Genomic DNA, 24,995 nt, shown 5'->3' on the forward strand with positions numbered 1-24,995 from the left:
GCGCGCCGCCCGTCCCGCTACGCCGTCGTCCTCGCCGCCTCCAGGGCGGCCACCAGGCGCTCCGGTTCCCGCGTCGACAGGTACACGTACGGGGTCGGGTCGGCCGGGTCGGTGACCGGGACGCGCAGGGCGGTGGGAATGTAGGCGCGCAGGAGCATGAACGCGTAGGGGTTGGCCTTGTACGTGCGCCAGGCCTGGGCCTCCTCGCGGTCCAGGATCTCCGGCTCGCCCAGGGCGCTCACCGGGATCTTCGCCTCGCCCGCGATCAGGGAACCGCCGACGACGCGGATGCGGACCGAGCCGTAGGAACTGGCGACGACCGCCGCGACCGCCGTGCCCCCGGCGAGCCCGCCCAGGAGGGGGAGGGTGCCGAAGGGCAGCAGGATGAGGGCCATCGAGACGCCGACCAGGAAGCACACGAGCCACCAGGTGCGGGGCGCGGTGAGGCGTTCTTCGTACGGCGGGGCGGGGGGCTGCATGGCGTCTAGCTTGGCACGGGCGCCCTCGGGCCCGGGAAGAGGGGCTTGCGAGGGAAAACCCTGCCCGTAGGGACGATGGCCGGAGGCTGACGGGCGGGTAAGGTCTGCGCCTGTGAGAGGTACTTCCGCGGCCCTGCGACCCCCGGCGGACGCCAAGGCGCCCGTACGGCATCCCGAGGCGCCCGCCCCCGGTGAGTCGCTCGGCGCGCACTACGGGCAGTGTTTCGGCTGTGGCGGCGAGCAGCCCCACGGGCTGCATCTGGAGGCGACGGCCGGTGAGGGCGTCACCCTCACCGCCGAGTTCACGGTGCGGCCCGCGCACCAGGGGGCGCCCGGCCTCGCGCACGGCGGGGTCCTGGCCACCGCCCTGGACGAGACCCTCGGCTCCCTCACCTGGCTGCTGCGCACCATCGCGGTGACCGGGCGGCTGGAGACGGACTTCCTGCGGCCCGTCCCCGTCGGCACCGTGCTGCATCTGCGGGCCGAGGCGACGGCGGTGGCGGGACGGAAGATCTTCGCGACGGCGGAAGGGCGCATCGGCGGCCCCGACGGTCCCCTGGCCGTCCGCGCCGACGCGCTGTTCGTCGAGGTCAAGGTCGACCATTTCATCGACCACGGGCGGAACGAGGAGATCCAGGCGGCCATGAACGACCCGGACCAGGTCCGGCGGGCCCGCGCCTTCGAGGTGAACCCGTGAGTGACGGCCGTACCCCTCTGGACGTCCTGATCCGGCGCATCGACCCCGATGTGCCGTTGCCGGACTACGCGCGGCCCGGTGACGCGGGAGCCGACCTGCGCACCACGCAGAGCCGGGAGTTGAAGCCCGGCGAACGAGCCGTACTGCCCACGGGAGTTTCCATCGCACTCCCGGAGGGGTACGCGGCCTTCGTGCACCCACGGTCCGGCCTCGCGGCCCGCTGCGGCGTCGCCCTGGTGAATGCCCCGGGGACGGTTGATGCCGGGTACCGTGGGGAGATCAAGGTGATCGTGGTGAATCTCGACCCGCACGAAGCAGTGCGGTTCGAGCGCTTCGACCGGATTGCCCAACTGGTCGTCCAGCAGGTCGAGAAGGTGCGCTTCCGGGAGGTGGCGGAGCTTCCCGACTCGGCGCGGGCCGAGGGGGGCTTCGGGTCCACCGGCGGTCATGCCGCCGTGGACGGCACGACAAGCGGCACAACGGGTGGGAATCGATACGCTTCGGTCGTATCCGACCGGGAAGGACAGTGACGTGTTCGGACGTCGCAAGAAGAAGGGTTCCGCCGAGGACGCGGCGGACGCGGCGAGCGAGGCCGAGCAGGTCGACGGCGTCGCTGGGGACGTCGACACCGAGGCGGACGAGGTCGAGCGGGAGCGCGTGCGGCTCGAACCGGAGCCCCGCCCCGACGGGCCGTGGGACAGCACCGAGGTGCGCGAGCCCGGCGAGGGCCGGGTGGACCTCGGCGGCATCTTCGTGCCCGGAGTCGACGGCATGGAGCTGCGGGTCGAGGTCGCGGGCGACGCGATCGTCGCGGCGACCGTCGTGCTGCGCGACAGCGCGGTCCAGCTGCAGGCCTTCGCCGCGCCCAAGCGCGAGGGCATCTGGGGCGAGGTCCGCGAGGAGATCGCCTCCGGCATCACCCAGCAGGGCGGTGTCATCGACGAGGTCGAGGGGCCGCTCGGCTGGGAGCTGCGCGCCCAGGTGCCGGTCCAGCTGCCGGACGGCACCGGCGGCTTCCAGGTCGTCCGGTTCGTCGGTGTGGACGGGCCCCGCTGGTTCCTGCGCGGGGTCATCTCCGGCCGGGGTGCGGTGGAGCCGCAGACCGCCGGACTGCTGGAGCAGATCTTCCGGGACACGGTCGTCGTCCGCGGTGAGGGCCCCATGGCCCCGCGCGACCCGATCGTCCTGAAGCTCCCGAACGACGCGCAGATGGTCCCCGAGGGCGTCCAGCAGGACGAGCAGGCGGGTTCCCGCTTCGCCGGGGGCATGGGGCAGCTGCAGCGCGGACCGGAGATCACCGAGGTGCGCTGAGCGTTCGCCGCTGGGCGAGGCCGCTACGGGCTGTGGAGGGGCCGTACTCCCTGGTGGAGTGCGGCCCCTTCGTCGTGCGCGTCCCCCCGCCCGGGGCGCGTCAGGGTTGCGTCAAAGAGAGGCTCCGGCACGTCTCCCGTCCCCTTTGCCGTGATTATTGGCCGTAGGGTCGACGCTGCGTAGGCGGCGGTCACGGGAAGACAATGGGGACATGGGACGCGGAAAGCTCCGGATCTACCTGGGCGCGGCACCGGGCGTCGGCAAGACGTACGCGATGCTGTCCGAGGCGCACCGCCGGATCGAACGCGGCACCGACTGCGTGGTGGCCGTCGTGGAGCACCACGGCCGCCCCCGCACCGAGGTGATGCTGCACGGTCTCGAACAGATCCCGCGGCGGGAGCTGGCACACCGGGACGCGGTCTTCACCGAGATGGACGTGGACGCCGTCCTCGCCCGGCGGCCGCACGTCGCCCTCGTGGACGAGCTGGCCCACACCAACGTGCCCGGCTCCCGCAACGACCGGCGCTGGCAGGACGTCCAGGAACTGCTCGCGGCCGGCATCGACGTCGTGTCGACCGTCAACATCCAGCACCTGGAATCCCTCGGTGACGTCGTCGAGTCGATAACGGGCGTACGGCAGCGCGAGACCGTGCCCGACGAGGTGGTCCGGCGGGCCGACCAGATAGAGCTGGTCGACATGTCCCCGCAGGCGCTGCGGCGGCGGATGGCGCACGGCAACGTCTACCAGCCCGACAAGGTCGACGCGGCCCTGTCGAACTACTTCCGCCCGGGGAACCTGACCGCGCTGCGCGAGCTGGCGCTGCTGTGGGTGGCGGACCGGGTCGACGAGTACCTGAACGCCTACCGCAGCGAGCACCAGGTGTCGCGGATCTGGGGATCGCGCGAGCGGATCGTGGTCGGTCTGACGGGGGGCCGCGAGGGGCGGACCCTGATCCGGCGGGCCGCCCGGCTCGCCGAGAAGGGCGCGGGCGGCGAGGTCATGGCCGTCTACATCGCCCGCAGCGACGGGCTGACCTCCGCCTCGCCGAAGGAACTCGCCGCCCAGCGCACCCTCGTCGAGGACCTCGGCGGCACCTTCCACCACGTCGTCGGCGACGACATCCCCGCGGCGCTGCTGGCCTTCGCGCGCGGGGTCAACGCCACCCAGATCGTGCTCGGCGTCTCACGGCGCAAGAGCTGGCAGTACGTGTTCGGGCCGGGCGTCGGCGCGACCGTCGCCCGGAACTCCGGACCCGACCTGGACGTCCACCTCATCACCCATGACGAGGCGGGCAAGGGGCGCGGACTGCCCGTCGCCCGGGGCGCCCGGCTCGGCCGGGCCCGGATGATCTGGGGCTGGCTGGCCGGGACGGCCGGACCGCTGCTGCTCGCGCTGCTGCTCGTCGGTTCCTCGACCGACCTGGGGCTCGCCAACGGCATACTGCTCTTCCTGTCGCTGACGGTCGCCGCCGCCCTGCTGGGCGGTCTGCTGCCCGCCCTGGCCGCCGCCGTGCTGGGGTCGCTGCTGCTCAACTGGTTCTTCACGCCTCCCGTCCACACCCTGACGGTCGACGACCCCACGAACATCGTCGCCATCGTGGTCTTCATAGGGGTCGCGGTGGCGGTGGCGTCCGTGGTGGACCTCGCGGCCCGGCGTACCCATCAGGCGGCCCGGCTGCGCGCCGAGTCGGAGATCCTTTCCTTCCTGGCGGGCAGCGTGCTGCGCGGGGAGACCAGTCTGGAGGCGCTGCTCGAAAGGGTCCGGGAGACCTTCGGGATGGAGTCGGTGGCCCTGCTGGAGCGCGGGGGCGACGTGGAGCCGTGGACCTGTGCGGGCAGCGTGGGGCCCCGGCGGGTGGACCGCCCGGAGGCCGCGGACGTGGACATGCCGGTCGGCGACCACATGGCGCTCGCCCTCTCCGGGCGCGTCCTGCCCGCCGAGGACCGCCGGGTGCTGGCCGCGTTCGCCGCCCAGGCCGCCGTCGTACTGGACCGGCGCCGCCTGCAGCAGGAGGCCGGCCAGGCCAGAGAACTCGCCGAGGGCAACCGCATCCGCACCGCGCTGCTCGCCGCCGTCAGCCATGATCTGCGCACCCCGCTGGCCGGGATCAAGGCCGCCGTCTCGTCCCTGCGCTCCGACGACGTGGCCTGGTCGCAGGAGGACGAGGCCGAACTGCTCGCGGGGATCGAGGAGGGCGCCGACCGGCTCGACCATCTCGTGGGCAACCTCCTCGACATGTCCCGTCTGCAGACCGGCACGGTCAGCACGCTGATCCGCGAGATCGACCTCGACGAGGTGGTGCCGATGGCCCTGGGCGGGGTTCCCGAAGGCAGCGTCGCACTGGAGATCCCCGAGAGCCTGCCCATGGTCGCCGTCGACCCCGGCCTGCTGGAGCGGGCGGTCGCCAACATCGTCGAGAACGCCGTCAAGTACAGCCCGGCCGGCACGCCCGCCCAGGTCTCCGCCAGCGCCCTCGGCGGCCGCGTCGAGGTCCGGGTCACCGACCGGGGCCCCGGCGTCCCCGACGAGGCCAAGGAGCGCATCTTCGCCCCCTTCCAGCGCCACGGGGACGCTCCGCGCGGGACCGGCGTGGGACTGGGCCTGGCGGTCGCCCGCGGGTTCGCCGAGGCGATGGGCGGCACGCTGGACGCCGAGGACACGCCGGGCGGGGGACTGACCATGGTCCTCACGGTGCGGGCTGCGGAGCCCGTCGCGGGGGCTGCGCCGGGCGAGTCCGGGATGCCGGGCGGGGTGCCTGCGGCTTCGTCGGCAGGGGCAGGCCCCCGGCCGGTGGACGCGGTCCCGTCGGCGGGCACCGGCCGGAGCCCGGCGGGCACGCCTCCCTCGGCGGGGGAGCCCCGGTCGCCGGCCGGGGCGCCTGTGCCGGGTGCGGCTGGGAGGGGCGACGCGGCCTCCTCGGCGCGGCCAGGGCCGCAGACGGGCGCCAGGGGTGCGGCAGGGGGCGCCACGGGTGCGGTGGGGGGTGTGGACCTGTCCCACGGCTCCGGCAGGCCCCCGGCGTCCGGTGGGGCTGCTCCGGGGGAGACGGCCGGGCGGGCGGGGGCGCCCTCGTCGGGGGGCGCGGGACCGTCGTGGGACGGGGACTTTGCGGCACGTACGGCCGGCCGGGCGGACACCGGTGCGTCGGCCGGGTCGGGTTCGGCCTGGCCGGGAGCCGAGGGCTCGTCGGCGGGTGGGGTCGGCCGTGAGGACGGATCGGTGGAGAGGCGGGGCATATGATCCGGGTGCTCGTGGTCGACGACGAGCCGCAGATCGTGCGGGCGCTCGTGATCAACCTCAAGGCACGTGCGTACGAGGTGGACGCGGCCCACGACGGGGCGACCGCCCTCGAACTCGCCGCCGCGCGCCACCCCGACGTCGTGATCCTCGACCTGGGGCTGCCCGACATGGACGGCGTCGAGGTGATCAACGGACTGCGCGGCTGGACCCGGGTGCCGATCATCGTGCTCTCCGCCCGCCACACCTCCGACGAGAAGGTCGAGGCCCTGGACGCCGGAGCCGACGACTACGTCACCAAACCCTTCGGCATGGACGAACTGCTCGCCCGGCTGCGTGCCGCCGTCCGGCGTGCCGAGCCCGTCGGGGGCGAGGAGGGCGACGTGATCGTGGAGACCGACGACTTCACCGTGGACCTGGCCGCGAAGAAGGTGAACCGGGACGGCAGGGACGTCCGGCTCACCCCCACCGAGTGGCACCTCCTGGAGGTACTGGTCCGCAACACCGGGCGCCTGGTCAGCCAGAAGCAGCTGCTCCAGGAGGTCTGGGGGCCGTCGTACGGGACGGAGACCAACTACCTCCGGGTCTACATGGCCCAGCTGAGGCGCAAGCTGGAGGGCGATCCGTCGCGTCCGAGGCACTTCATCACCGAGGCGGGTATGGGGTACCGCTTCGAGAAGTAGCCGGGGGTACGGCTTCGTCGGCGGGCCCCGGTACGCTTTTGTCATGAGTGCTGTTCCTCGTTCCGAGAAGCCGGCGGGCCGTTTCCGGCGCATGCTCGACCGGCTCTCCTCGTCCCAGACTGACCTGGAGTCGGAGGAGCTGCGCGAGGACGCGGACACCGCGGGCTGCACCCGCATCTGTGACTGCCACGACCGACAGATCGTGACGGTTACTGGTACCTTGCGCACGGTCACGCTGCGCCCCCGGGCCGGTGTCCCCGCCCTGGAGGCCGAGCTGTTCGACGGATCCGCCGCGCTGGACGTGGTGTGGCTGGGCAGGCGCTCCATCGTCGGGATAGAGCCCGGGCGCAAGCTGATCGCATCCGGCCGGGTCTCGATGAGCCGGGGCCGCAGGGTGCTGTTCAACCCGAAGTACGAACTCAGACCCCTCGGACGGGAGTAGCCGGTGACGTCGCTCGACAAGCCGACGGAAGACGCCCAACGCGGCGTCCAGGACGCACAGGGCGGACAGGACGGCTCGCAGGACTCCAGGGCGGTGACGGAGGCCGCGCTGTTCGAGGCGTTCGGTGGCGTGCGCGGCATGGTCGAGACCGTGCTCCCGGGCCTGCTCTTCGTCTCCATCTTCACGATCAACAAGGACCTGCACTCCGCGGCCCTCGCGGCCCTCGGTGTCTCCGTCCTGCTGGTCGTGGTGCGGCTCGTCATGAAGGACACCGTCAAGCACGCCTTCAGCGGTGTCTTCGGGGTCGCCTTCGGCGTGGTCTTCGCGATGATGACCGGCAACGCCAAGGACTTCTATCTGCCGGGCATGCTCTACACGCTGGGCCTCGGGCTCGCGTACATCATCACCACGCTGGCCGGAGTGCCGCTGATCGGCCTGATGCTCGGCCCGGTCTTCAAGGAGAACCTGTCCTGGCGGACACGGAACCCCGGCCGCAAGAAGGCGTACGCCAAGGCGAGTTACGCGTGGGGGGCGATCCTGCTCGCCAAGTGCGCGATCCTCTTCCCGCTCTACTGGTGGGCCGACACCACCCAGCTGGGCTGGGTGCTCATCGCCCTGAAGATCCCACCGTTCCTGCTCGCGGTATGGCTGACCTGGATCTTCCTCGCGAAGGCGCCGGCGCCCATCGACGTGTTCGCGGAGATGGAGGCGGAGGAGCGGGCGGCGGAGGAGCGGAAGTCCGCGGCCCGGTCGGCCGAGTAGGCACCCCGAGCAGGCGCCCCGAGCGGGCACCACCTGCTCCGCCTGCACAACCCGCATCACCCGCATCACCCGCGCACCTCGGCCCGAGCCCGGGCACGAGCCTCGGCACCGACGACGAAGGGGCGTCCGGAAACCTCCGGGCGCCCCTTCGTCGTCGTCGACCCGCGTCAGCTCGTCGCGTCCTCGCGGCGTACCGACAACAGGTCCTCCAACTGCTCCTCACGGGCCTGGGCGGCCACGAACAGCAGTTCGTCACCTGCCTCCAGGGAGTCGTCCGCGGTGGGGGTGAGGACCCGGGTGCCCCGGATGATGGTGACCAGGGAGGTGTCCTCCGGCCACTCGACCTCGCCCACCTGCGTGCCGGCCAGGGCCGACTCGGGCGGCAGGGTCAGCTCGACCAGGTTGGCGTCGCCGTGGCTGAACCGCAGGAGCCGGACCAGGTCACCGACGCTGACCGCCTCCTCGACCAGGGCCGACATCAGACGCGGGGTCGACACGGCCACGTCCACGCCCCAGGACTCGTTGAACAGCCACTCGTTCTTGGGGTTGTTGACGCGGGCGACGACGCGGGGGACGCCGTACTCCGTCTTCGCCAGCAGCGAGACGACCAGGTTGACCTTGTCGTCGCCGGTCGCGGCGATGACGACGTTGCAGCGCTGGAGCGCCGCCTCGTCCAGGGACGTGATCTCGCAGGCGTCGGCCAGCAGCCACTCCGCCTGGGGGACGCGCTCGACCGAGATCGCGGTCGGCGCCTTGTCGACGAGAAGGACCTCGTGGCCGTTCTCCAGCAGTTCGCCCGCGATCGAGCGGCCGACCGCTCCGGCTCCGGCAATGGCGACCCTCATCAGTGACCGCCCTCCTCGTCGGGGCCCTCGGCGAAGGACGCCTCGACCTTCTCCACGTCGTCCGTCCGCATCATCACGTGCACGAGGTCGCCCTCCTGCAGCACCGTCTGGGAGGTCGGCAGAACCGCCTCGCCCAGGCGGGTGAGGAAGGCGACGCGGACGCCGGTCTCCTCCTGCATCTTGCTGATCTTGTGGCCCACCCAGGCCGACGAGGCGTGCACCTCGGCGAGCTGGACACCGCCGGTGGGGTCGCGCCACAGGGGCTCGGCCCCGGACGGCAGCAGCCGGCGGAGCATCTGGTCGGCGGTCCAGCGGACCGTGGCGACCGTCGGGATGCCCAGGCGCTGGTAGACCTCGGCGCGGCGCGGGTCGTAGATCCGCGCCGCCACGTTCTCGATGCCGAACATCTCGCGGGCGACGCGGGCGGCGATGATGTTCGAGTTGTCGCCGCTGGAGACGGCGGCGAACGCGCCCGCCTCCTCGATGCCCGCCTCGCGCAGGGTGTCGCGGTCGAAGCCGACCCCGGTGACGCGCCGGCCGCCGAAACCGGAGCCCAGACGACGGAAGGCCGTGGGGTCCTGGTCGATCACGGCGACCGTGTGCCCCTGTTGCTCCAGGGTCTGGGCGAGGGTGGAACCCACTCGCCCGCAGCCCATGATGACGATGTGCACGACCGTCCTTCCGGTGTCAATAGCTACTGTTCAGCCGAAACGTCGAAAACAGGGTCTCAGACCGTCGCCCAAGCTACACACGTGCGGTCCATCGGGGGCACCCCCGTGCAGACTCCGGTCACATCGTGGGACCACGCCGGCCGATCCGGCGGACGCTGATCCCCGTCAGGACGCCGAGCCCGAGTAGGGAGGCGAGAGCGCCGATCAGCTCCGCGGTCGCGGCCTGCATGGGATCTCCAGAGGGTGAGAGGGCGAGTACGTCACTGTGTTCGGCGGGGACGCGGACGCGGAACCGTCCGTACGGGATGCCCGTCTGCACGGGAACCGTCTCCATGGAACCCGTCTCCACGGCACGGCATTCGTCTCCACGACATTCGTCATATAGACGTGAGGACGTCGTCCATGAGACCGGAGGATGCGTGACGTGACGCACTTCGCAGTCGTCCCGGGACGGATTTCACCCCGGGGCCCGCCGGGATTTCACCCGGATGTGCCCAGAACCAGCCGGGGCGCTTACGATCCTCTGCGTGTCCAAACTGACCGACGTGCCCAAACGGATCCTGATCGGGCGGGCCCTGCGCAGCGACCGGCTGGGCGAAACGCTCCTGCCGAAGCGCATCGCACTCCCCGTCTTCGCCTCCGACCCGCTCTCGTCCGTGGCGTACGCACCCGGAGAGGTGCTGCTGGTCCTGTCCATCGCGGGCGTGTCGGCCTACCACTTCAGCCCCTGGATCGCCGTCGCGGTCGTCGTGCTGATGTTCACCGTCGTGGCGTCCTACCGGCAGAACGTGCACGCGTATCCGAGCGGCGGCGGCGACTACGAGGTGGCGAACACCAACCTCGGCCCCAGGGCCGGCCTCACCGTCGCCAGCGCGCTGCTCGTCGACTACGTCCTCACCGTCGCCGTGTCGATCTCCTCGGGCGTGGAGAACCTCGGTTCGGCCATCCCCTTCTTCGTCGAGCACAAGGTGCTGTGCGCGATCGGCATCATCGTGCTGCTCACGCTGATGAACCTGCGCGGGGTGAAGGAGTCCGGGAAGCTCTTCGCGATCCCGACCTACGTCTTCGTCGTCGGCGTCTTCCTGATGATCGCGTGGGGCGCGTACCGCGGGCTGGTCCTGGACGAGAACATGCGGGCGCCGACCGCCGACCTGGCGATCAAGCCCGAGCACCAGGGCCTCGCCGGGTTCGCGCTCGTCTTCCTGCTGCTGCGCGCGTTCTCCTCCGGCTGCGCCGCCCTCACCGGTGTCGAGGCCATCTCCAACGGCGTCCCCGCCTTCCGCAAGCCCAAGTCGAAGAACGCGGCCAGCACGCTCGCCGCGATGGGCCTGCTCGCGGTCACCATGTTCTGCGGCATCATCGGTCTCGCCATGGCCACCAAGGTGCGGATGGCGGAGAACCCGGCGCACGACCTGTTCCGCGACGGCGCCCCGGTCGGCGACTCCTACGTCCAGAACCCGGTGATCTCCCAGGTCGCCGCCGCCGTCTTCGGTGACGGCACGTTTCTGTTCGTCGTGCTGGCCGCCGCCACCGCCCTCGTGCTGTTCCTGGCCGCCAACACCGCCTACAACGGCTTCCCGCTGCTCGGCTCGATCCTCGCCCAGGACCGCTACCTCCCGCGTCAGCTGCACACCCGCGGCGACCGCCTCGCCTTCTCCAACGGCATCGTGCTCCTGGCGGGCGCCGCCGTGCTCCTGGTGTGGATCTACGGCGCCGACTCCACGCGCCTGATCCAGCTGTACATCGTCGGTGTGTTCGTCTCCTTCACGCTCAGCCAGACCGGCATGGTCCGGCACTGGAACCGCCATCTGCGCACCGAGAAGGACCCGGCCAAGCGGCGCCACATGATCCGCTCCCGCGCGATCAACACCTTCGGCGCCTTCTTCACCGGACTGGTCCTGATCGTCGTCCTCGGCACCAAGTTCACGCACGGCGCCTGGGTCGCCCTGCTCGGCATGGTGATCTTCTACGCGACGATGTCGGCCATCCGTAAGCACTACGACCGGGTGGCCGCGGAGATCGCCGCACCGGACGGCCCGAGCGACGACGTCGTACGGCCGTCGCGGGTCCACTCCGTGGTGCTGATCTCCCGGATCCACCGCCCCACCCTGCGCGCCCTCGCCTACGCCAAGCTGATGCGCTCGCACACCCTGGAGGCGCTCAGCGTCAACGTCGACCCGGCGGAGACCAAGGCGCTCCAGGAGGAGTGGACGCGGCGCGGCATCGACGTACCGCTGAAGGTCCTCGACTCGCCGTACCGCGAGGTCACCCGGCCGGTCATCGAGTACGTCAAGGGGCTGCGCAAGGAGTCCCCGCGGGACGCGGTGTCGGTGATCATCCCCGAATACGTGGTCGGTCACTGGTACGAGCACCTGCTGCACAACCAGAGCGCGCTCCGGCTCAAGGGCCGGCTGCTGTTCACGCCCGGTGTCATGGTCACCTCCGTGCCCTACCAGCTGGAGTCCTCCGAGGTCGCCAAGCGGCGGGCGCGCAAGCGGCAGGAGTGGAGCGCGCCGGGTTCGGTACGGCGTGGACCGGCGCACGAGCGGCCGAAGGAGTCCTCGGGCAAGGCGTCGAACAAGTCCTCGTCCTCGGGCAAGGGGTCGGCGAACAGCGGCTGACACGCGCCCGGGCCGCCGTTCGTGGTCAGCGGCCGGACGGCACCCACGTAGACTGGTGGGCTGTTGTCCGGCCGTTGTCGCGTTCCCCATCTTCTGGAGTCACCCCACCATGCAGGCAGAACCGAAGAAATCGCTGGTGGGAGAGGAGTACGAGGTCGAGGTCGGCCCCGTCGCCCACGGCGGCCACTGCATCGCGCGTACGTCCGAGGGCCAGGTCCTCTTCGTACGGCACACACTGCCCGGCGAGCGGGTCGTGGCGCGGGTGACCGACGGCGAGGAGGGCGCGCGTTTCCTGCGGGCGGACGCGGTCTCGGTCCTCACGGCCTCCAAGGACCGCGTCGAGGCCCCCTGCCCCTACGCCGGCCCCGGCCGCTGCGGCGGCTGCGACTGGCAGCACGCCAAGCCGGGCGCCCAGCGGCGCTTCAAGGGCGAGGTCATCGCCGAGCAGCTGCAGCGACTCGCGGGCCTCACGCCCGAGGAGGCGGGCTGGGACGGCACGGTCATGCCGGCCGAGGGTGACAAGGTCCCGGCGGGCGAGGTACCGGCGTGGCGCACGCGCGTGCAGTACGCCGTGGACGAGTCGGGACGCGCCGGTCTGCGCCGCCACCGTTCGCACGAGGTCGAGCCGATCGACCACTGCATGATCGCCGCGCCGGGCGTCTCCGAGCTGGGCATCGAGAAGCGCGACTGGGCGGGCATGGCCTCCATCGACGCGATCGCCGCCACCGGGTCGCAGGACCGCCAGGTGATCCTCGAACCCCGGCCGGGCGCGCGGCTGCCTCTGGTGGAACTCGACAGGCCGGTGTCGGTGATGCGGGTCGAGGAGAAGGACGGGGGCGTGCACCGCGTGCACGGCCGCCCCTTCGTGCGCGAGCGCGCCGACGACCGTACGTACCGGGTCGGCAGCGGCGGCTTCTGGCAGGTCCACCCCAAGGCCGCCGACACCCTCGTCAAGGCCGTCATGCAGGGCCTGCTGCCGCGCAAGGGCGACATGGCGCTGGACCTCTACTGCGGGGTGGGCCTGTTCGCCGGCGCCCTTGCCGACCGCGTCGGCGACAAGGGCGCCGTGCTCGGCATCGAGTCCGGCAAGCGCGCGGTCGAGGACGCGCGGCACAACCTCGCCGGCTTCGACCGGGTCCGCATCGAACAGGGCAAGGTCGAGGCGGTGCTGCCGCGCACGGGCATCGACGAGGTCGACCTCATCGTCCTGGACCCGCCGCGCGCCGGTGCCGGCCGGAAGACGGTCCAGCACATGGCGTCACTGGGCGCCCGCCGCATCGCGTACGTGGCCTGCGACCCGGCGGCGCTGGCCCGGGATCTCGGGTACTTCAAGGAGGGCGGGTACCGGGTGCGGATGCTGCGGGCGTTCGATCTGTTCCCGATGACGCATCATGTGGAGTGCGTGGCGATTCTGGAGCCTGCGAGCAAGGCCACCTGACCTGCGGTTATGTCCCGCGTGGTTCGTTCGGCCTGTTTCCCCAGCGAAGCGGGTCAAGCAGACAGCCTGACCAGTCCAAGTCGCTGACCTGCGGTTTCAGAGTACGGCGGCGGTCTGCCGACCACCGGTGCCGGACGCTATGCGTACCTCTTGACGCTCGAGTGACGCTCAGTTGGGAAGCCCGGCGCAGAGGCACGATTCTGTTGGCAGGTGGGATCGCCGGAGATCGAGCGATGGCTGCCGAGAGGACCGAGCCGACAGACGGTGGGTGCGTCGGGGCGCACCCAGTCGCTCACGTCGCCTTGAAGCAGGTCGACGTCGCGCACTGTGCCCGCCGCGCGCGGTGCGAGAAGGCGCAGGGGAGGGTGCCGCGTCATGACAGCACGTTGCTGCTGCTCGGCTGTCTCGTGCTTCCGCATCAAGACCCGCCTCGAACGGATGCAGAATCCGCACCACCTCCTTGGCGGCCTCGCCGCCAAGACCGGACTCGCCCCGAAGCCTCCGCCACCCCAGCCGCTGAAGACGGGAAGCGGGCGGCGAGCAGGGCGCGGTCGTCGGGGAACGCCGCTTCGGGCTGGTGGTGCAGGAACCGGTCGCACAGCTCGGTGATGCTCAGGCCGCTGGTGGTGTGGGCGAACTCGGTCAGCCGTTCCATTCCTATGGCGAGGTCCTCGCGACGGCGCTCGATCAGGCCGTCGGTGTACAGCAGCAGGGTGTCGGTCTCGGTCACGGTGGTGCCGGCCTGCCGGTAGCGGACGTTCCGGACGGGGCCGAGAGGCGGGGAGGTGGCGTGGCCGAGGTAGGCACTGGTGCCGTCGGAGTGGATGAGCAGTGGCGGCGGATGGCCTGCCCTGGCGTAGGTCAGGGTGCGTGTCCGGCGATCGAAGACCAGGTAGCAGGCGGTGGCCATGCGGTTCGGATGGTAGCGGCCCAGGAAGGTATTGAGCTCGTCCAGGACGGCGGCGGGGTCGGTGCCGCAGCGCGGCACGATGTTGCGCAGGGCGGCGGTGATCTGTGCCATGACGGTCGCTTCGTGCAGTCCGTGACCGGCGACGTCGCCGATGCTCAGGCCGATGTGATCGGAGTCCACGTCGTAGACGTCGTACCAGTCGCCGCCGACCGAGAGCAGGTCACTGCCCGGGGCGTAGCAGGTGGCCGACTCCAGGCCGGGCAGCTGTGGCAGCTGGGGCAGCAGACTGAGCTGCAGGCGTTCGGCGACCCGGTGCTCGTGCTCGTGCAGCCCGGCCCGGCGCAGAGCCTGGGCGATCTGCTGGGCGACCGCTGTCACATGCTCGGGAGCGGTGGCGCTGAGCGAGCCGTAGACGATCAGCATGCCCAGGTGGACGCCGTCCGCCTCCAGGGACAGGGCCAGGGGAACCGCGTCCGCGGCTTCACGAGTGAGCGGGCCGTCCGAGGATGAGGGCCGGTCCAGGTCGGTCCAGCCGCCTGCGCCGACCGCAAGGCCGTTGTCCTCCGGCTGTAGGGGCGGTACCAGCCGTGACGAGTGCAGATAGAGCTCCGCCGCGGTGGCCCCCAGGGCTGTCGGCGCCACCTCGCTGACAGCGCGGGAGACCTCCGCGAGAGTGATCGCTCCGGCCAGGGCTGCGGTCAGGTCGTACAGGTGCTGCAACCGGGCACGGGCGGCCTGTTCGGCGGCCAGCAGCCGCGCCCGGTCCACTTCGGTGGCCCTGCGGAAGGCCACCTCCCGGTTCAGTGCCTCCACCTGCTGGCTGAGCACGACGAACTGGTCCGACGCCCCGGCCCCGACGAGGTGCAGCTGCACGGCCGGCTGCGGGCCGTCCCACCACGTGGCCCGCGCCCCGTGACAGCGGAAGCGCCGCGTGCGGCCGTCGGCGTCCTTGAGGACCAGCGCGCCGGGCACGGGACTGCCGCTGCGCAGCCACACAGCCAACTGCTGACGCAGCTGCGGGGTGTCGTCCGGCCGTAGATCGAACACGCTGGCGCCCGGCTGCAGCCGTTCGTCACAGCGGCGGGCAGCCGGGTTGGCGGCCAGCACACGGCCGTCGGCCCCGCACAACAGCACCGGATGGGGCAGCGGTCTGGTGATGGCCCGGAAGAGGCCAAGGGTCATGGAGCCAGAGCCCGGTCGCCGAAGTACTCACGGCCACTCACCGTCTCGACATCCACGTCGGGCACCAGGTGCACCACCACCCGGCAGCCCGCGTCGCCGCGCGCGATGGTCTCCTCCAACTCCACCCGTGCGTAGCCCAGATTGCGGGCGGCGACAGTGCCGAAGACGTTGGACGTCATCATGCACATCGACTCCCGGCCCACCACCTTCTCCGCGAACGGGCACACCCGGTTGCCCAGCACGATCTTCGTCTCGTCGTGCTCGATGACGTAGAAGTCACCGTTGATACGGCGCTTGAGGTCCACCAGCGCCTCGGCGACCTGTTCACCCGTGAGCCGGTCGGTTCCCAGTGCCTTGAGGTACATCTCGTCGATCTGCGTGCCGACGGCCTGCCCCACCAGGCTGACGTAGCCGGACGCCTCCTCCAGGCCGATCACCGACTCCAGCGACGTCGCCAACTCACGCACCAGAGTGCGCAGGAACACATCACGGTCCAGCGGAATCTCCACATCCGAAATCTGTTCCACGCCGGCTCCCTCGTCCTCAGGCCCCGGTGGCAGCGCGACCGGCGTGGCCTCATGTCGTGTGCGGAATGATTCTGCCAGCGCACTCCGGCCCGCCACCACCAGTCCCGTCGACAGCGGCGACCAACCCTTCACAGGATCAGCCCGTCACCCGACGGACACAGATGGTTCACCAGGCAGGCAGGGGTAACCCGACAGACGACTGCGACCGGCTGCACGAAGCGCCGGCCGGCGGCAGAGCAGGGCCGTCACCCAGGCTGGAGGAACCTCGTGATCGGCGAACAGACCATCCCATCCCGCGAGTCGCGCTTCCCCGCCGTTACGGCGAGCATCGCGGCCGCCCGGCACTGGGTCCGCGACTGCGTGGAAGGTTTCGGCGGTCCGCTGCACCAGCACCGGATGATCCAGACCGCCGAACTGCTCGTCTCGGAACTGATCACCAATGCTATCCGCCACGGCGTCGGCCCACCCTTGATCCGGCTCACCTGGAACGGCCGGCTGCTGCGCATCGCGGTCAGCGATGACAGCGACCGCCGGCCGCGCATGCGTGCCACCGAGAACACCGAGCCCGGCGGCTTCGGCATGCAACTCCTCGAGCGGCTCGCGCACCGCTGGGGCGTCACCCCTCGCCACCCCGGCAAAACGGTCTGGGCGGAACTCAGTCCCGCTCCCTGAGCTCGCCCTCCCGCCAAGCCTGAGTTGGCATGGGCGCCACTACAGGAGGACACGTACTCGGTCGCATGAGGTCCACCAGCTCACCTCATCGGGACCCGCGCAGGTCAGGCCCGGCCCGATTCTCTCGCGTGGCCGGACTGGGCGTCCGCCGTGCCTGACCGGGTATCGTGCAAGGTGATCGATATGAGCCGCCGTGCGGCCGAGCCCGGGGAACTGGGGGCAGAAGCGTGGATGTCGCACCTGGCGTGGGCGGGCCTTCCGCCGCGCCGCCACGTGAGGCGGTACTGCAGATCGATCCGTTGCCCGACAGTTCGGGGCTGGGGGCGATCGGGGAGATCAGCATGAACACACGGACAGTCTGGCAGCAGGCGCTGCAGCAACTGGTCGAGCGTGGCACGGACGTGCATCACGTGGATCTGTCCCGGGTGCGATTCGTGGATGTGGCCGGCGTGACGGACCTTGCGGTCACCGCCCAGAGTCTCCCCGAGGGACAGCGGATCGTACTTCACCGGCCTCCGGCGCAGCTGCCGCGCATCCTCGAACTCTTCTGGCCCGGGCTTACCGTGATCGAGGTGGCTGCGTGACGACCACAGTGCCCTCGCACGAGCCGTTCGTGCACCCGGCGCTCTTCTACGAGGGGACCGACCAGTACGTCGCGGGAACGGTTCCCTTCCTGCGCGAAGGGCTGGACGCCGGTGAGCCCGCAGCCGTCGCAGCTCCGCCGGATCGTCTGAAGCTGATCCGCGAGGGGCTCGGTGAGCGAGCGGCACAGGTCCGTTTCATCGACATGACCCAGGCCGGCCGCAACCCGGGCCGCATCATCGCCAGCGTGCTGCGCAAGTTCGCCGACGCCCAACCCGGCGCCCGTCGGGTCCGCATCATCGGCGAGCCGATCTGGCGGGGCCGTTCCGCCGACGAGTACCCGGCGTGCGTCCAGCACGAAGCGCTGATCAATGCCGCTTTCACCGGGCGCGCGGTGACCATCCTCTGTCCCTACGACGCCGGGCAACTGGAGCAGCAGGCGCTCTGTGACGCCCTGGCGACCCACCCGGTCGTCATCGACGCCGACGGTGAGAGGAAATCCACCGCCTACAGCCCCGAAGAGATCATTGCTCGCTACAACGAGCCCCTGCTCGCTCCACTCGATGCCGCGGCCTGTACTTTCGCCGCACCGACACTGCCCGAGACTCGCGACTTCGCCGTGTCCCGGGCGCGGGCCCTGGGCGTGTCCGGCGTGGGCCTGGGCGACCTGGAACTCGCGGTGGCGGAGCTGACCACCAACAGCGTCGTCCACGGCGCCGGCTCGGGGACGCTGCGGATCTGGGCGGAGAGCGACCGCATCGTCTGCGAGGTCCACGACGGCGGACAGCTGACCGATCCGCTGGCCGGCCGCCGCCCGCCGAATCCCACGCAGCCCGGCGGCCGCGGACTCCTGCTGGTCCACCAACTCGCCGACCTCGTCCGTGTCCACACCGGCCCCGACGGCACCACCATTCGCTGCTACCTCCCCAGCTGACCACGACCACGTAATGAGCCTGCTCAACACAGCACCGGAATAGGTGCGGGACGCCGGGGTAGGCGCTGCACCGTCGGCCGTTCTGCAGGCGATAGCGGTCGGCTCGAACTTTGGGAGGGGCACAGCATGGCGCTCATGAGCATTCCGTCGGCAGTGGACGCACGAACGAGCGAGCTGCCGGAGGTCGCCGACCCCTCCCGGGTTGCGCCCAAGGACGCTCGCCAGCTCTCCAAGCTGTTCTTCGAACAGCTGACGGTCCTGGAAGAGGGCACGCCCGAGTACAGCTACGCCCGCAGCACACTGATAGAGATGAACATGTCCCTGGTCCGGTACGCGGCCGGCCGTTTCCGCAGCCGCGGCGCGGAGGAGATGGAGGACATCGTCCAGGTCGGCATGATCGGCCTGATCAAGGCCATCGACCGGTTCGAGCTGACGCGCGAAGTGGAGTTCACCTCCTTCGCGATCCCGTACATCGTGGGCGAGATCAAGCGGTTCTTCCGCGACACCACCTGGGCCGTACACGTGCCGCGCCGGCTGCAGGAAGCCCGCGTCCAGCTCGCCCGCGCCACCGAGGAATTGCGCAGCCGGCTCGGCCGCACCCCCACGGTCAAGGAACTGTCGGAGCTGATGAGCCTGCCCGAGGACGAGGTGAGGGAGGCCCGTCTGGCCGCCAACGGCTACAACTCCTCCTCCCTGGACGCCGCGATCGGCGGCAGCGAAGACGGCGAGAGCGCTCTGCAGGACTTCATCGGCGCCGAAGACCAGGCGCTGGAACTGGTGGAGGACTTCCGCACCCTCGCCCCGCTCCTCGCCGAACTCGACGAGCGAGACCGGCAGATCATCCACATGCGGTTCGTGGAGGAACTCACCCAGGCCCAGATCGGCGAACACCTGGGCGTGTCCCAGATGCACGTCTCCCGACTCCTGTCACGGACCCTGGCCCGCCTGCGTGAAGGCATGCTCATCCAGCTCTGAGGCCACCGGCAAGAGCGACGCCGGGTCCGCAAAGGCCGCCGATGGACGTCTGCCAGAACCGGGCGACTGCGCTGCCGTCGAGGTGGGCGGCTGCCGAAGTCGGCCGATAAAGACGCCGGACGAAACGTGGATGATCCTGGGTGCAACAGGACTACCCGACTGTGCCTGAGGACCACATGACGTACGTCCACCGGTGCTCAGGCGCTCCGGCGGTGTCCCCGCTCAGGGCGGTCGACGCTCCGAAGGGGACCCATCGCCTGACTGATCTCGGGGCCACCGGGGTCCGGCCGTACGTTTTCGCGGCTGTTCCGTCACTCAGCGCTGTGGGGCGCTGCCCATCTCCGCGGTGAAGATCTCGGGGTCGCTGTCGAACCCTCGGACCATCTCATGGAACTCCCAGGCTCCGGAAGCATCCCGGGTGAACTCCGCGACCGTCGCCGCCGTGGATCCGGAGACCTGTGCGAGGTCGTCCTTCAGCAGTTCCCTGTACCCCTCGACAACCAGCACTCCGGCGTTGGACAGGTCGCCGAAGGTCTTGGGGCCGCTGGCCTGGTGGATCGCCACGCCTACGACCACCCGGGCGAAGGAGGGAGCGAGGCGACCGAGCTCCAGGGTCATCACCTCGACGTAGCCGAAGCCCTGACCGGTCTGGCTGTGCCGGCTCATGTTGATGGTGCCGTCCGGTGAGCGGCTGTCGAAATGGACGACGTACACAGGCCGCCCGTAGGGGGCATCCGTCGAGTAGGTCGTGGCGATGATGTCGAGATGGTGGTGCGGCTGCTCCCAGTGACTCGGGTCCCACTTGAGCCGTACTTCGGCCTTCTCCACTGCCTGGCTGCCGCCGCTCACCGGTTTGCCGCCTTTCCCCAGTCAAGTCGCTGCGGGACGGTCCCCACACGGTCAAGTATGCTTCCCCGCCCCTCCGTCGACGCCTTCCACGGCCGGCTCCATCGACGTGCGGCAGCGCGAGCGAGTCGGTGCCTTGGCGGCCAGGTAGACGGTGTTGGTCGAGGTGCCGCCCTGCACGGGGTTGTCGAAGTCGACGACACGAGCCTCTGACCATGCGAAGACGTCGGTGAGTGCGGAGGTGAACTGCTCGTCGGGCGGGTCGTTGGACCACAGGGCGAACACTCCGCCCGGGTGGAGGTGAGCGGCGAGAGCGCGCAGCCCGGCGGGCCGGTAGAGCGCCGCGTGGCGCGGGTGGAGCACATGGCGCGGTGAATGGTCGACGTCCAGCAGGACGGCGTGGAAGCGACGGCCCGGTTCCTCGGGGTCCAGGCCGCGGGGGTCGGCGGCCAGCGCGAAGAAGTCGCCGTGGACCAGTCGGCAGCGGTCGTCCGACGTGAGCCGGGCTCCGAGTGGCACCAGGTGCCGTCGATGCCAGCCGATGACTTCGGCGAGCGCGTCGATCACGGTCAGCGAGCGCACCCGGGGATCGTCCAGGGCTGCCTGGGCGGTGTAGCCGAGTCCGAGTCCGCCGACGACCACGTCCATTTCGGTGTCCGGCAGCCGAGCCAGGGCGAGTTCGGCGAGCGCGATCTCGCCGGTGGTGAAGAGGCTGGACATCAGGAACTCGTCGCCGAGTTTCACCTCGTACACGTCCTCCGCCGAGACCGGGTGGCGGCGTCGGCGCAGACTGATCTCGCCCATCGGCGTCGGTTGCCAGTCGATCTCCTCCAGGCGCAGGCTCATCCGTTCACCTTTCTGACGTTCGTGGACGCACGGGGCCGTTGCCGCCGCGGCGGAGGCATGTTCCGCCGCGGTCGGGAGCGGGCAGTCGGGGTGGTGGCCCGGTCAGGCGTCGATGATGACCGGGATGATCAGCGGCCTGCGGCGGTGCGTGCGGAAGGCCCAGTTGGCCACGGCGCGGGCGATGAGCTGTTCGAGCTGATGGGCGTCGCCGACGCCTTCCTCGGCGGCGGTGGCCAGCGTCTTCTCGATGACGGGGATGACGGGCTCGAAGGTGGTGTCGTCGTGGACGAAGCCGCGAGCCAGGAAGTCGGGGGCCTCGGCCAGTCCGCCGGTGTCGGCGTCGACGATGGCCACGACCGTGATGACGCCCTCCTGCGCGAGGGTGACCCGGTCCTTGAGGGACGCCTCGGTGGCGCCGCCGACCTCCATGCCGTCCACGTAGACGTTGCCCGCGGGCACCTTGCCGGTGATGGAGGCGCGGCCGTCGACGAGGTCGACGACGACCCCGTCCTCGGCGATGACGACCCGGTCGGGGTCGACGCCGGTGCGGATGGCGAGGTCGGCGTTGGCCCGCAGGTGACGGAACTCGCCGTGCACGGGCATGACGTTGCGGGGGCGGACGATGTTGTAGCAGTAGACGAGTTCGCCGGCGCTGGCGTGGCCGGAGACGTGCACCTTCGCGTTGCCCTTGTGGACGACGTTGGCGCCCCACCGGGTCAGGCCGTTGATGACCCGGTAGATGGCGTTCTCGTTGCCGGGGATGAGGGAACTGGCGAGCAGGACGGTGTCGCCCTTGCCGATGCGGATCTGGTGGTCGCGGTTGGCCATCCGGGACAGGGCGGCCATCGGTTCGCCCTGGGACCCGGTGCACACCAGGGTGACCTGGTGGGCGGGGAGCTTCTCCAGCTCCTTGCTGTTCACGATCAGGTTGGGCGGAACCTTGAGGTAGCCCAGGTCGCGGGCGATGCCCATGTTGCGGACCATGGAGCGGCCCACGAAGGCCACCTTGCGGCCGTGCTGGTGGGCGGCGTCCAGGACTTGCTGGATGCGGTGCACGTGGCTGGCGAAGCTGGAGACGATGACCCGCCGCGGTGCGGTGCGCATCACCTGTTCGATCGCGGGGTTCAGTTCGCGTTCGGAGGTGGTGAAGCCGGGGACCTCGGCATTGGTGGAGTCGGTGAGGAACAGGTCCACACCCTCCTCGCCGAGGCGGGCGAAGGCGCGCAGGTCGGTGATGCGGTCGTCGAGGGGGAACTGGTCCATCTTGAAGTCACCGGTGTGCAGCACCATCCCGGCTCCGGTGCGCAGGGCCACCGCGAGGCTGTCCGGGATGGAGTGGTTGACCGCTACGAACTCGCAGTCGAAGGGGCCGAAGCCGCGCCGGTCGCCCTCGCGCACGCGCACCGTGCGGGGCCTGATCCCGTGCTCCTTGAGCTTGGCCTCGATGAAGGCGAGGGTGAGCTTCGAGCCGACGAGGGGGATGTCCGCCCGCTCCCGCAGCAGATAGGGCACGCCGCCGATGTGGTCCTCGTGGCCGTGGGTGAGTACGACGGCGACGATGTCGTCGAGGCGGTCCCGGATGGAGGTGAAGTCGGGCAGGATCACGTCCACGCCGGGCTGGTTCTCCTCCGGGAACAGCACACCGCAGTCCACGATCAGCAGTTTGCCTGCATGCTCGAAGACGGTCATGTTCCGGCCGATTTCGCCCAAGCCGCCCAGAGCGGTGACCCTGAGTCCTCCGTCCGGCAGCGGCGGGGCGGCTTTGAGTTCTGGGTGCGGATGGCTCATGCGCTCACGTTATCGAAGAGTGCGCCGTGCTGATCGCACGCACGGTGGACGCGAGGTGCGTTGCACTGCCGGGCTCAGTCATGACCGGGAGAGGCAGGGAGCCGTGCTCCGGGACCCGCAGCCCCGCGATTCCAGGGCGGCGCGGCGAGCTCGGGTGCTCACGGCGAGCTCAGATGTCGCACGCCGGATCCCGGCCACATGTCACTGGACCCACGAGCACGAGAAGGCACGGAACCCGTTCCTTGTCGGGAGGCGAGAGCCCCCGGCACAGCTGCCGGGCGGCCCCGGCCCGCCGCGATGCCCACGCCGTCGGGCTCCGTCGACCACGGGGCCCGGAGGCCCGTCGCGGCCGGGGCGAGGCGCGAGCGGCCCTCCTGCGTCGTCCCTGCTCGGTTTCCGGACGGGGCCGCCGAGTGCCCCGTGCCGGGTGGCTCGTGTTGGTTAGGGTGGCGGCCAGGGACACGACGGGGGGCGTTGGTGACGGAAGTCGAGGACCGCGTCGGTGTCGGGCCCGACGGACGCGGTGGGCGGTCCGCGCCGCCCGTGCTGCCGTTGGCCCTGCGTGGGTGGCTGGGGGCGGTGGCGCTTCTCGCCGCGCTGGGCGTCGTCGTGGGTGCGGTCCTCTTCGCCGGTGACGGTGAGCCCGGTGCGGTGGACGCGCGGATCTCGGCGTGGGTGGACGGGGTGGGGCCGCCGTGGCGGCACATCGCGCTGGCCATCGATTTCCTGGGGGAGCCCGTGGGGGCCGCGGCGCTGGTCGTGGCCGTCGTGGCGGGCTGTCTCCTGCTGCTGCGGAGCCCCCGGGCCGCGCTGTTCGCCGTCGCCTCGGCCGGCGTCACCGTGGGGGCGACCACATTGCTCAAGTCCCTGGTCGGACGCACCATCCACGGTGACGGCAACCTCTCGTACCCGAGCGGGCACACCGCCTTCCTCACCGCGCTCGCCCTCGCGGTGGCGCTGCTCGCGGCCGGCCGGCTCCGCCTCGGCAGGACGGCCGGCCTGTCACTCGTGCTCACCGCCGCACTGGTCGCCGGTGCCGCCATGGGCTGGGCCCAGGTCGCCCTGGGCGCGCACTACCCGACCGACGTCCTCGGCGGCTGGTGCACCGCGTCGGCGGTGACATCGGCGACCGCGTGGCTGGTCGACCGGACGACCGAGGTCGTCCGGCTGCGGCGTCGCTGACGTCGGCTCACCCTCACACCGGACGGCGGCCTCGTCCTCACACCAGGCGGCGGAACACCGGCTTCACCGGGCGGCCGGCCGGCCAGGGCGTGGGGTCGCCGGCGTCCAGTGCCTTGCGGTACACCGCGCACGCCTCGGCCACCACGTCGACCGTGTGCTCGATGTCCGAGTCGTCGAGCGCGGCGCTCACCACGAACGACGGGGCCAGCACCCCGCCCGCGAGGAGCCGGCGCAGGAACAGGGTGCGGTACTCCTGTGACGGGCGGCCGTTCTCGTCGAGGGTGGCGAAGACCAGGTTGCTGGCCCGGCCCCGGACGACGACGTGGTCGCCGACGCCCATGGCGGCGGCGGCGTCGCGGACACCGGCCGCCAGCCGTTCGCCGAGGGCGTGCAGCCGTGCGGTGACGCCCTCCTCGACGTAGGTGCCCTGCACGGCCATCGCGGCCGCCAGGGAGTGTGTCTCCGCGCCGTGCGTGGTGGACAGCAGGAACACCCGCTCGCCGGAGTGCCGCAGCCCGCCCAGCTCCATCAGGTCGCGGCGCCCGGCCAGCGCGGAGACGGCGAAGCCGTTGCCCAGCGCCTTGCCGAAGGTGGAGAGGTCGGGGACGACGCCGTACAGGCCCTGGGCGCCCGCCTCGGACCAGCGGAAGCCGGTGATCATCTCGTCGAAGACCAGGACGCAGCCGTGCCGGTCGGCCAGCTCGCGCAGGCCCGCGAGGTATCCGGGCGGCGGCTCGGTGTGGGTGGCGGGTTCGAGGATCAGGCAGGCGATGTCGTCCGGGTACCGGGTGAGCAGGTCCTCGGTGGCGGTCAGGTCTCCGTACGGGAACGTCACGGTCAGATCGCTGGTGGCCGACGGGATGCCGGCGGACATCGGTGTGGTGCCGATGAACCAGTCGTCCGTGGAGAAGAACGGATGGTCGGCGCAGAGGGCCACCCGCGGGCGCCCGGTGGCGGCGCGGGCCAGGCGCACCGCGGCGGTGGTGGCGTCGGAGCCGTTCTTGGCGAACTTCACCATCTCGGCGGTCGGCACGGTCGCCAGGAAGCGTTCGGCGGCCTCGACCTCCACGACGGACGGCCGGACGAAGTTGCTGCCGCGGTCGAGTTCGCGTCGCACCGCCTCGGTCACTCGCGGGTGGGCGTGCCCGAGGCTGACCGACCGCAGGCCGGAGCCGTACTCGATGTAGCGGTTGCCGTCGACGTCCCACACATGGGCGCCGTTGCCGTGGCTGATGACCGGGGCCAGGTGCTCGGGGTACTGGTCGTCGCCCTTGGCGTAGGTGTGCGCGCCGCCGGGGACGAGGGCGTGCAGCCGCTCGTTGGCCGCCCGGGACCGGGGCAGTTCGAACTCTTCGGTGTCCATG

At 71.0% G+C, this 24,995-nt stretch carries 24 protein-coding genes; 14 read left to right on the top strand and 10 right to left on the bottom strand.

All coding sequences use genetic code 11. The annotated features are described in order from the left end of the window. Positions 1-17: 17 nt before the first annotated feature. The gene (locus ACZ6BB_RS00525) at positions 18-479 is read right to left on the bottom strand and encodes a DUF3093 domain-containing protein (RefSeq protein ID WP_471613130.1); all 462 of its coding nucleotides are present in this window, start codon (positions 477-479) and stop codon (positions 18-20) included. 112 nt (positions 480-591) lie between these two features. On the opposite strand from ACZ6BB_RS00525, the gene ACZ6BB_RS00530 reads away from it, so the two are divergent. From ACZ6BB_RS00530 to ACZ6BB_RS00560, 7 genes are all read left to right on the top strand, one after another. Beyond that, positions 592-1,176 (top strand): PaaI family thioesterase, encoded by a 585-nt coding sequence (locus tag ACZ6BB_RS00530; RefSeq protein WP_471613131.1) that lies wholly within the window; start codon positions 592-594, stop codon positions 1,174-1,176. Next, complete coding sequence (gene dut / locus ACZ6BB_RS00535; RefSeq protein ID WP_471613132.1) at positions 1,173-1,706, top strand: dUTP diphosphatase; 534 nt, start codon at positions 1,173-1,175, stop codon at positions 1,704-1,706. The genes ACZ6BB_RS00530 and dut overlap by 4 nt, the downstream gene beginning before the upstream one ends. A 1-nt stretch (position 1,707) precedes the next feature. Beyond that, positions 1,708-2,487, top strand: coding sequence for a DUF3710 domain-containing protein (locus ACZ6BB_RS00540; protein ID WP_471613133.1), 780 nt, complete (start codon positions 1,708-1,710; stop codon positions 2,485-2,487). Positions 2,488-2,698: 211 nt separating this feature from the next. Further along, the gene (locus ACZ6BB_RS00545; RefSeq protein WP_471613134.1) at positions 2,699-5,728 is read left to right on the top strand and encodes a sensor histidine kinase; all 3,030 of its coding nucleotides are present in this window, start codon (positions 2,699-2,701) and stop codon (positions 5,726-5,728) included. Continuing rightward, entirely contained in the window at positions 5,725-6,408 is a 684-nt protein-coding gene (locus ACZ6BB_RS00550) for a response regulator (protein WP_471613135.1), read from the top strand. The genes ACZ6BB_RS00545 and ACZ6BB_RS00550 overlap by 4 nt, the downstream gene beginning before the upstream one ends. A 43-nt stretch (positions 6,409-6,451) precedes the next feature. After that, positions 6,452-6,850, top strand: coding sequence for an OB-fold nucleic acid binding domain-containing protein (locus ACZ6BB_RS00555; protein WP_005481623.1), 399 nt, complete (start codon positions 6,452-6,454; stop codon positions 6,848-6,850). Positions 6,851-6,853: 3 nt separating this feature from the next. Continuing rightward, positions 6,854-7,612 (top strand): DUF3159 domain-containing protein, encoded by a 759-nt coding sequence (locus ACZ6BB_RS00560; RefSeq protein ID WP_471613136.1) that lies wholly within the window; start codon positions 6,854-6,856, stop codon positions 7,610-7,612. A 167-nt stretch (positions 7,613-7,779) separates the two neighbouring features. Here the strand turns inward: ACZ6BB_RS00560 and ACZ6BB_RS00565 are convergent, their stop codons facing one another. From ACZ6BB_RS00565 to ACZ6BB_RS00575, 3 genes are all read right to left on the bottom strand, one after another. Next, entirely contained in the window at positions 7,780-8,457 is a 678-nt protein-coding gene (locus ACZ6BB_RS00565; RefSeq protein ID WP_275455716.1) for a potassium channel family protein, read from the bottom strand. After that, on the bottom strand, positions 8,457-9,128 hold the full coding sequence (locus ACZ6BB_RS00570; RefSeq protein ID WP_013000206.1) for a potassium channel family protein: 672 nt from the start codon (positions 9,126-9,128) through the stop codon (positions 8,457-8,459). Before ACZ6BB_RS00570 ends, ACZ6BB_RS00565 begins: the two co-directional genes overlap by 1 nt. Before the next feature lie 118 nt (positions 9,129-9,246). Next, positions 9,247-9,462 carry a hypothetical protein gene (locus ACZ6BB_RS00575; protein ID WP_471613137.1) on the bottom strand — a complete coding sequence of 72 codons (216 nt, stop codon included), beginning with the start codon at positions 9,460-9,462 and terminating at the stop codon, positions 9,247-9,249. 193 nt (positions 9,463-9,655) lie between these two features. On the opposite strand from ACZ6BB_RS00575, the gene ACZ6BB_RS00580 reads away from it, so the two are divergent. Together ACZ6BB_RS00580 and ACZ6BB_RS00585 are read left to right on the top strand one after the other, a co-directional pair. After that, positions 9,656-11,749 (top strand): APC family permease, encoded by a 2,094-nt coding sequence (locus tag ACZ6BB_RS00580; protein ID WP_471613138.1) that lies wholly within the window; start codon positions 9,656-9,658, stop codon positions 11,747-11,749. 109 nt (positions 11,750-11,858) lie between these two features. Continuing rightward, positions 11,859-13,187 carry a class I SAM-dependent RNA methyltransferase gene (locus tag ACZ6BB_RS00585; RefSeq protein ID WP_471613139.1) on the top strand — a complete coding sequence of 443 codons (1,329 nt, stop codon included), beginning with the start codon at positions 11,859-11,861 and terminating at the stop codon, positions 13,185-13,187. Positions 13,188-13,605: 418 nt separating this feature from the next. Here the strand turns inward: ACZ6BB_RS00585 and ACZ6BB_RS00590 are convergent, their stop codons facing one another. After that, positions 13,606-15,279, bottom strand: a complete 1,674-nt coding sequence (locus ACZ6BB_RS00590; protein WP_471613140.1) for a SpoIIE family protein phosphatase — start codon at positions 15,277-15,279, stop codon at positions 13,606-13,608. After that, complete coding sequence (locus ACZ6BB_RS00595) at positions 15,276-15,806, bottom strand: methanogen output domain 1-containing protein (RefSeq protein WP_471613141.1); 531 nt, start codon at positions 15,804-15,806, stop codon at positions 15,276-15,278. Before ACZ6BB_RS00595 ends, ACZ6BB_RS00590 begins: the two co-directional genes overlap by 4 nt. Positions 15,807-16,073: 267 nt before the next feature. Here ACZ6BB_RS00595 and ACZ6BB_RS00600 point away from each other — a divergent pair, with 267 nt between their 5' ends. The 4 genes from ACZ6BB_RS00600 to ACZ6BB_RS00615 all read left to right on the top strand — a co-directional run bounded on the left by ACZ6BB_RS00600 (position 16,074) and on the right by ACZ6BB_RS00615 (position 18,969). Next, positions 16,074-16,478, top strand: a complete 405-nt coding sequence (locus ACZ6BB_RS00600) for an ATP-binding protein (protein ID WP_471613142.1) — start codon at positions 16,074-16,076, stop codon at positions 16,476-16,478. 227 nt (positions 16,479-16,705) lie between these two features. Then, a complete protein-coding gene (locus ACZ6BB_RS00605; protein WP_471613143.1) occupies positions 16,706-17,062 on the top strand; it encodes an STAS domain-containing protein in 357 nt (118 codons plus the stop codon). Next, on the top strand, positions 17,059-17,994 hold the full coding sequence (locus ACZ6BB_RS00610; protein ID WP_471613144.1) for an anti-sigma factor RsbA family regulatory protein: 936 nt from the start codon (positions 17,059-17,061) through the stop codon (positions 17,992-17,994). The genes ACZ6BB_RS00605 and ACZ6BB_RS00610 overlap by 4 nt, the downstream gene beginning before the upstream one ends. Before the next feature lie 135 nt (positions 17,995-18,129). Further along, positions 18,130-18,969, top strand: coding sequence for an RNA polymerase sigma factor SigF (locus tag ACZ6BB_RS00615; protein WP_471613145.1), 840 nt, complete (start codon positions 18,130-18,132; stop codon positions 18,967-18,969). A gap of 315 nt (positions 18,970-19,284) precedes the next feature. Here the strand turns inward: ACZ6BB_RS00615 and ACZ6BB_RS00620 are convergent, their stop codons facing one another. The 3 genes from ACZ6BB_RS00620 to ACZ6BB_RS00630 all read right to left on the bottom strand — a co-directional run bounded on the left by ACZ6BB_RS00620 (position 19,285) and on the right by ACZ6BB_RS00630 (position 22,449). Continuing rightward, entirely contained in the window at positions 19,285-19,818 is a 534-nt protein-coding gene (locus tag ACZ6BB_RS00620; RefSeq protein WP_471613146.1) for a TerD family protein, read from the bottom strand. Positions 19,819-19,869: 51 nt separating this feature from the next. Next, positions 19,870-20,661, bottom strand: a complete 792-nt coding sequence (locus ACZ6BB_RS00625; RefSeq protein ID WP_471613147.1) for a spermidine synthase — start codon at positions 20,659-20,661, stop codon at positions 19,870-19,872. 102 nt (positions 20,662-20,763) lie between these two features. Continuing rightward, a complete protein-coding gene (locus ACZ6BB_RS00630; RefSeq protein WP_471613148.1) occupies positions 20,764-22,449 on the bottom strand; it encodes a ribonuclease J in 1,686 nt (561 codons plus the stop codon). 477 nt (positions 22,450-22,926) lie between these two features. Between ACZ6BB_RS00630 and ACZ6BB_RS00635 the strand changes: the two genes are divergently transcribed. Further along, positions 22,927-23,631, top strand: a complete 705-nt coding sequence (locus ACZ6BB_RS00635) for a phosphatase PAP2 family protein (protein ID WP_471613149.1) — start codon at positions 22,927-22,929, stop codon at positions 23,629-23,631. Positions 23,632-23,668: 37 nt separating this feature from the next. Here ACZ6BB_RS00635 and ACZ6BB_RS00640 read toward each other — a convergent pair whose 3' ends face one another. Continuing rightward, the gene (locus ACZ6BB_RS00640) at positions 23,669-24,994 is read right to left on the bottom strand and encodes a glutamate-1-semialdehyde 2,1-aminomutase (protein ID WP_471613150.1); all 1,326 of its coding nucleotides are present in this window, start codon (positions 24,992-24,994) and stop codon (positions 23,669-23,671) included. Between the last annotated feature and the right edge of the window lies 1 nt (position 24,995).

This window comes from Streptomyces sp. NPDC041108 (assembly GCF_055592645.1).

Coding starts and splice junctions, on each gene's coding strand:
- ACZ6BB_RS00545 (WP_471613134.1), top strand. CDS start 2,699: ATGGGACGCGGAAAGCTCCGGATCTACCTGGGCGCGGCACCGGGCGTC.
- ACZ6BB_RS00575 (WP_471613137.1), bottom strand. CDS start 9,462: ATGGAGACGGTTCCCGTGCAGACGGGCATCCCGTACGGACGGTTCCGC.
- ACZ6BB_RS00555 (WP_005481623.1), top strand. CDS start 6,452: ATGAGTGCTGTTCCTCGTTCCGAGAAGCCGGCGGGCCGTTTCCGGCGC.
- ACZ6BB_RS00630 (WP_471613148.1), bottom strand. CDS start 22,449: ATGAGCCATCCGCACCCAGAACTCAAAGCCGCCCCGCCGCTGCCGGAC.
- ACZ6BB_RS00590 (WP_471613140.1), bottom strand. CDS start 15,279: ATGACCCTTGGCCTCTTCCGGGCCATCACCAGACCGCTGCCCCATCCG.
- ACZ6BB_RS00565 (WP_275455716.1), bottom strand. CDS start 8,457: ATGAGGGTCGCCATTGCCGGAGCCGGAGCGGTCGGCCGCTCGATCGCG.
- ACZ6BB_RS00625 (WP_471613147.1), bottom strand. CDS start 20,661: ATGAGCCTGCGCCTGGAGGAGATCGACTGGCAACCGACGCCGATGGGC.
- ACZ6BB_RS00640 (WP_471613150.1), bottom strand. CDS start 24,994: ATGGACACCGAAGAGTTCGAACTGCCCCGGTCCCGGGCGGCCAACGAG.
- ACZ6BB_RS00585 (WP_471613139.1), top strand. CDS start 11,859: ATGCAGGCAGAACCGAAGAAATCGCTGGTGGGAGAGGAGTACGAGGTC.
- ACZ6BB_RS00615 (WP_471613145.1), top strand. CDS start 18,130: ATGAGCATTCCGTCGGCAGTGGACGCACGAACGAGCGAGCTGCCGGAG.
- ACZ6BB_RS00550 (WP_471613135.1), top strand. CDS start 5,725: ATGATCCGGGTGCTCGTGGTCGACGACGAGCCGCAGATCGTGCGGGCG.
- ACZ6BB_RS00525 (WP_471613130.1), bottom strand. CDS start 479: ATGCAGCCCCCCGCCCCGCCGTACGAAGAACGCCTCACCGCGCCCCGC.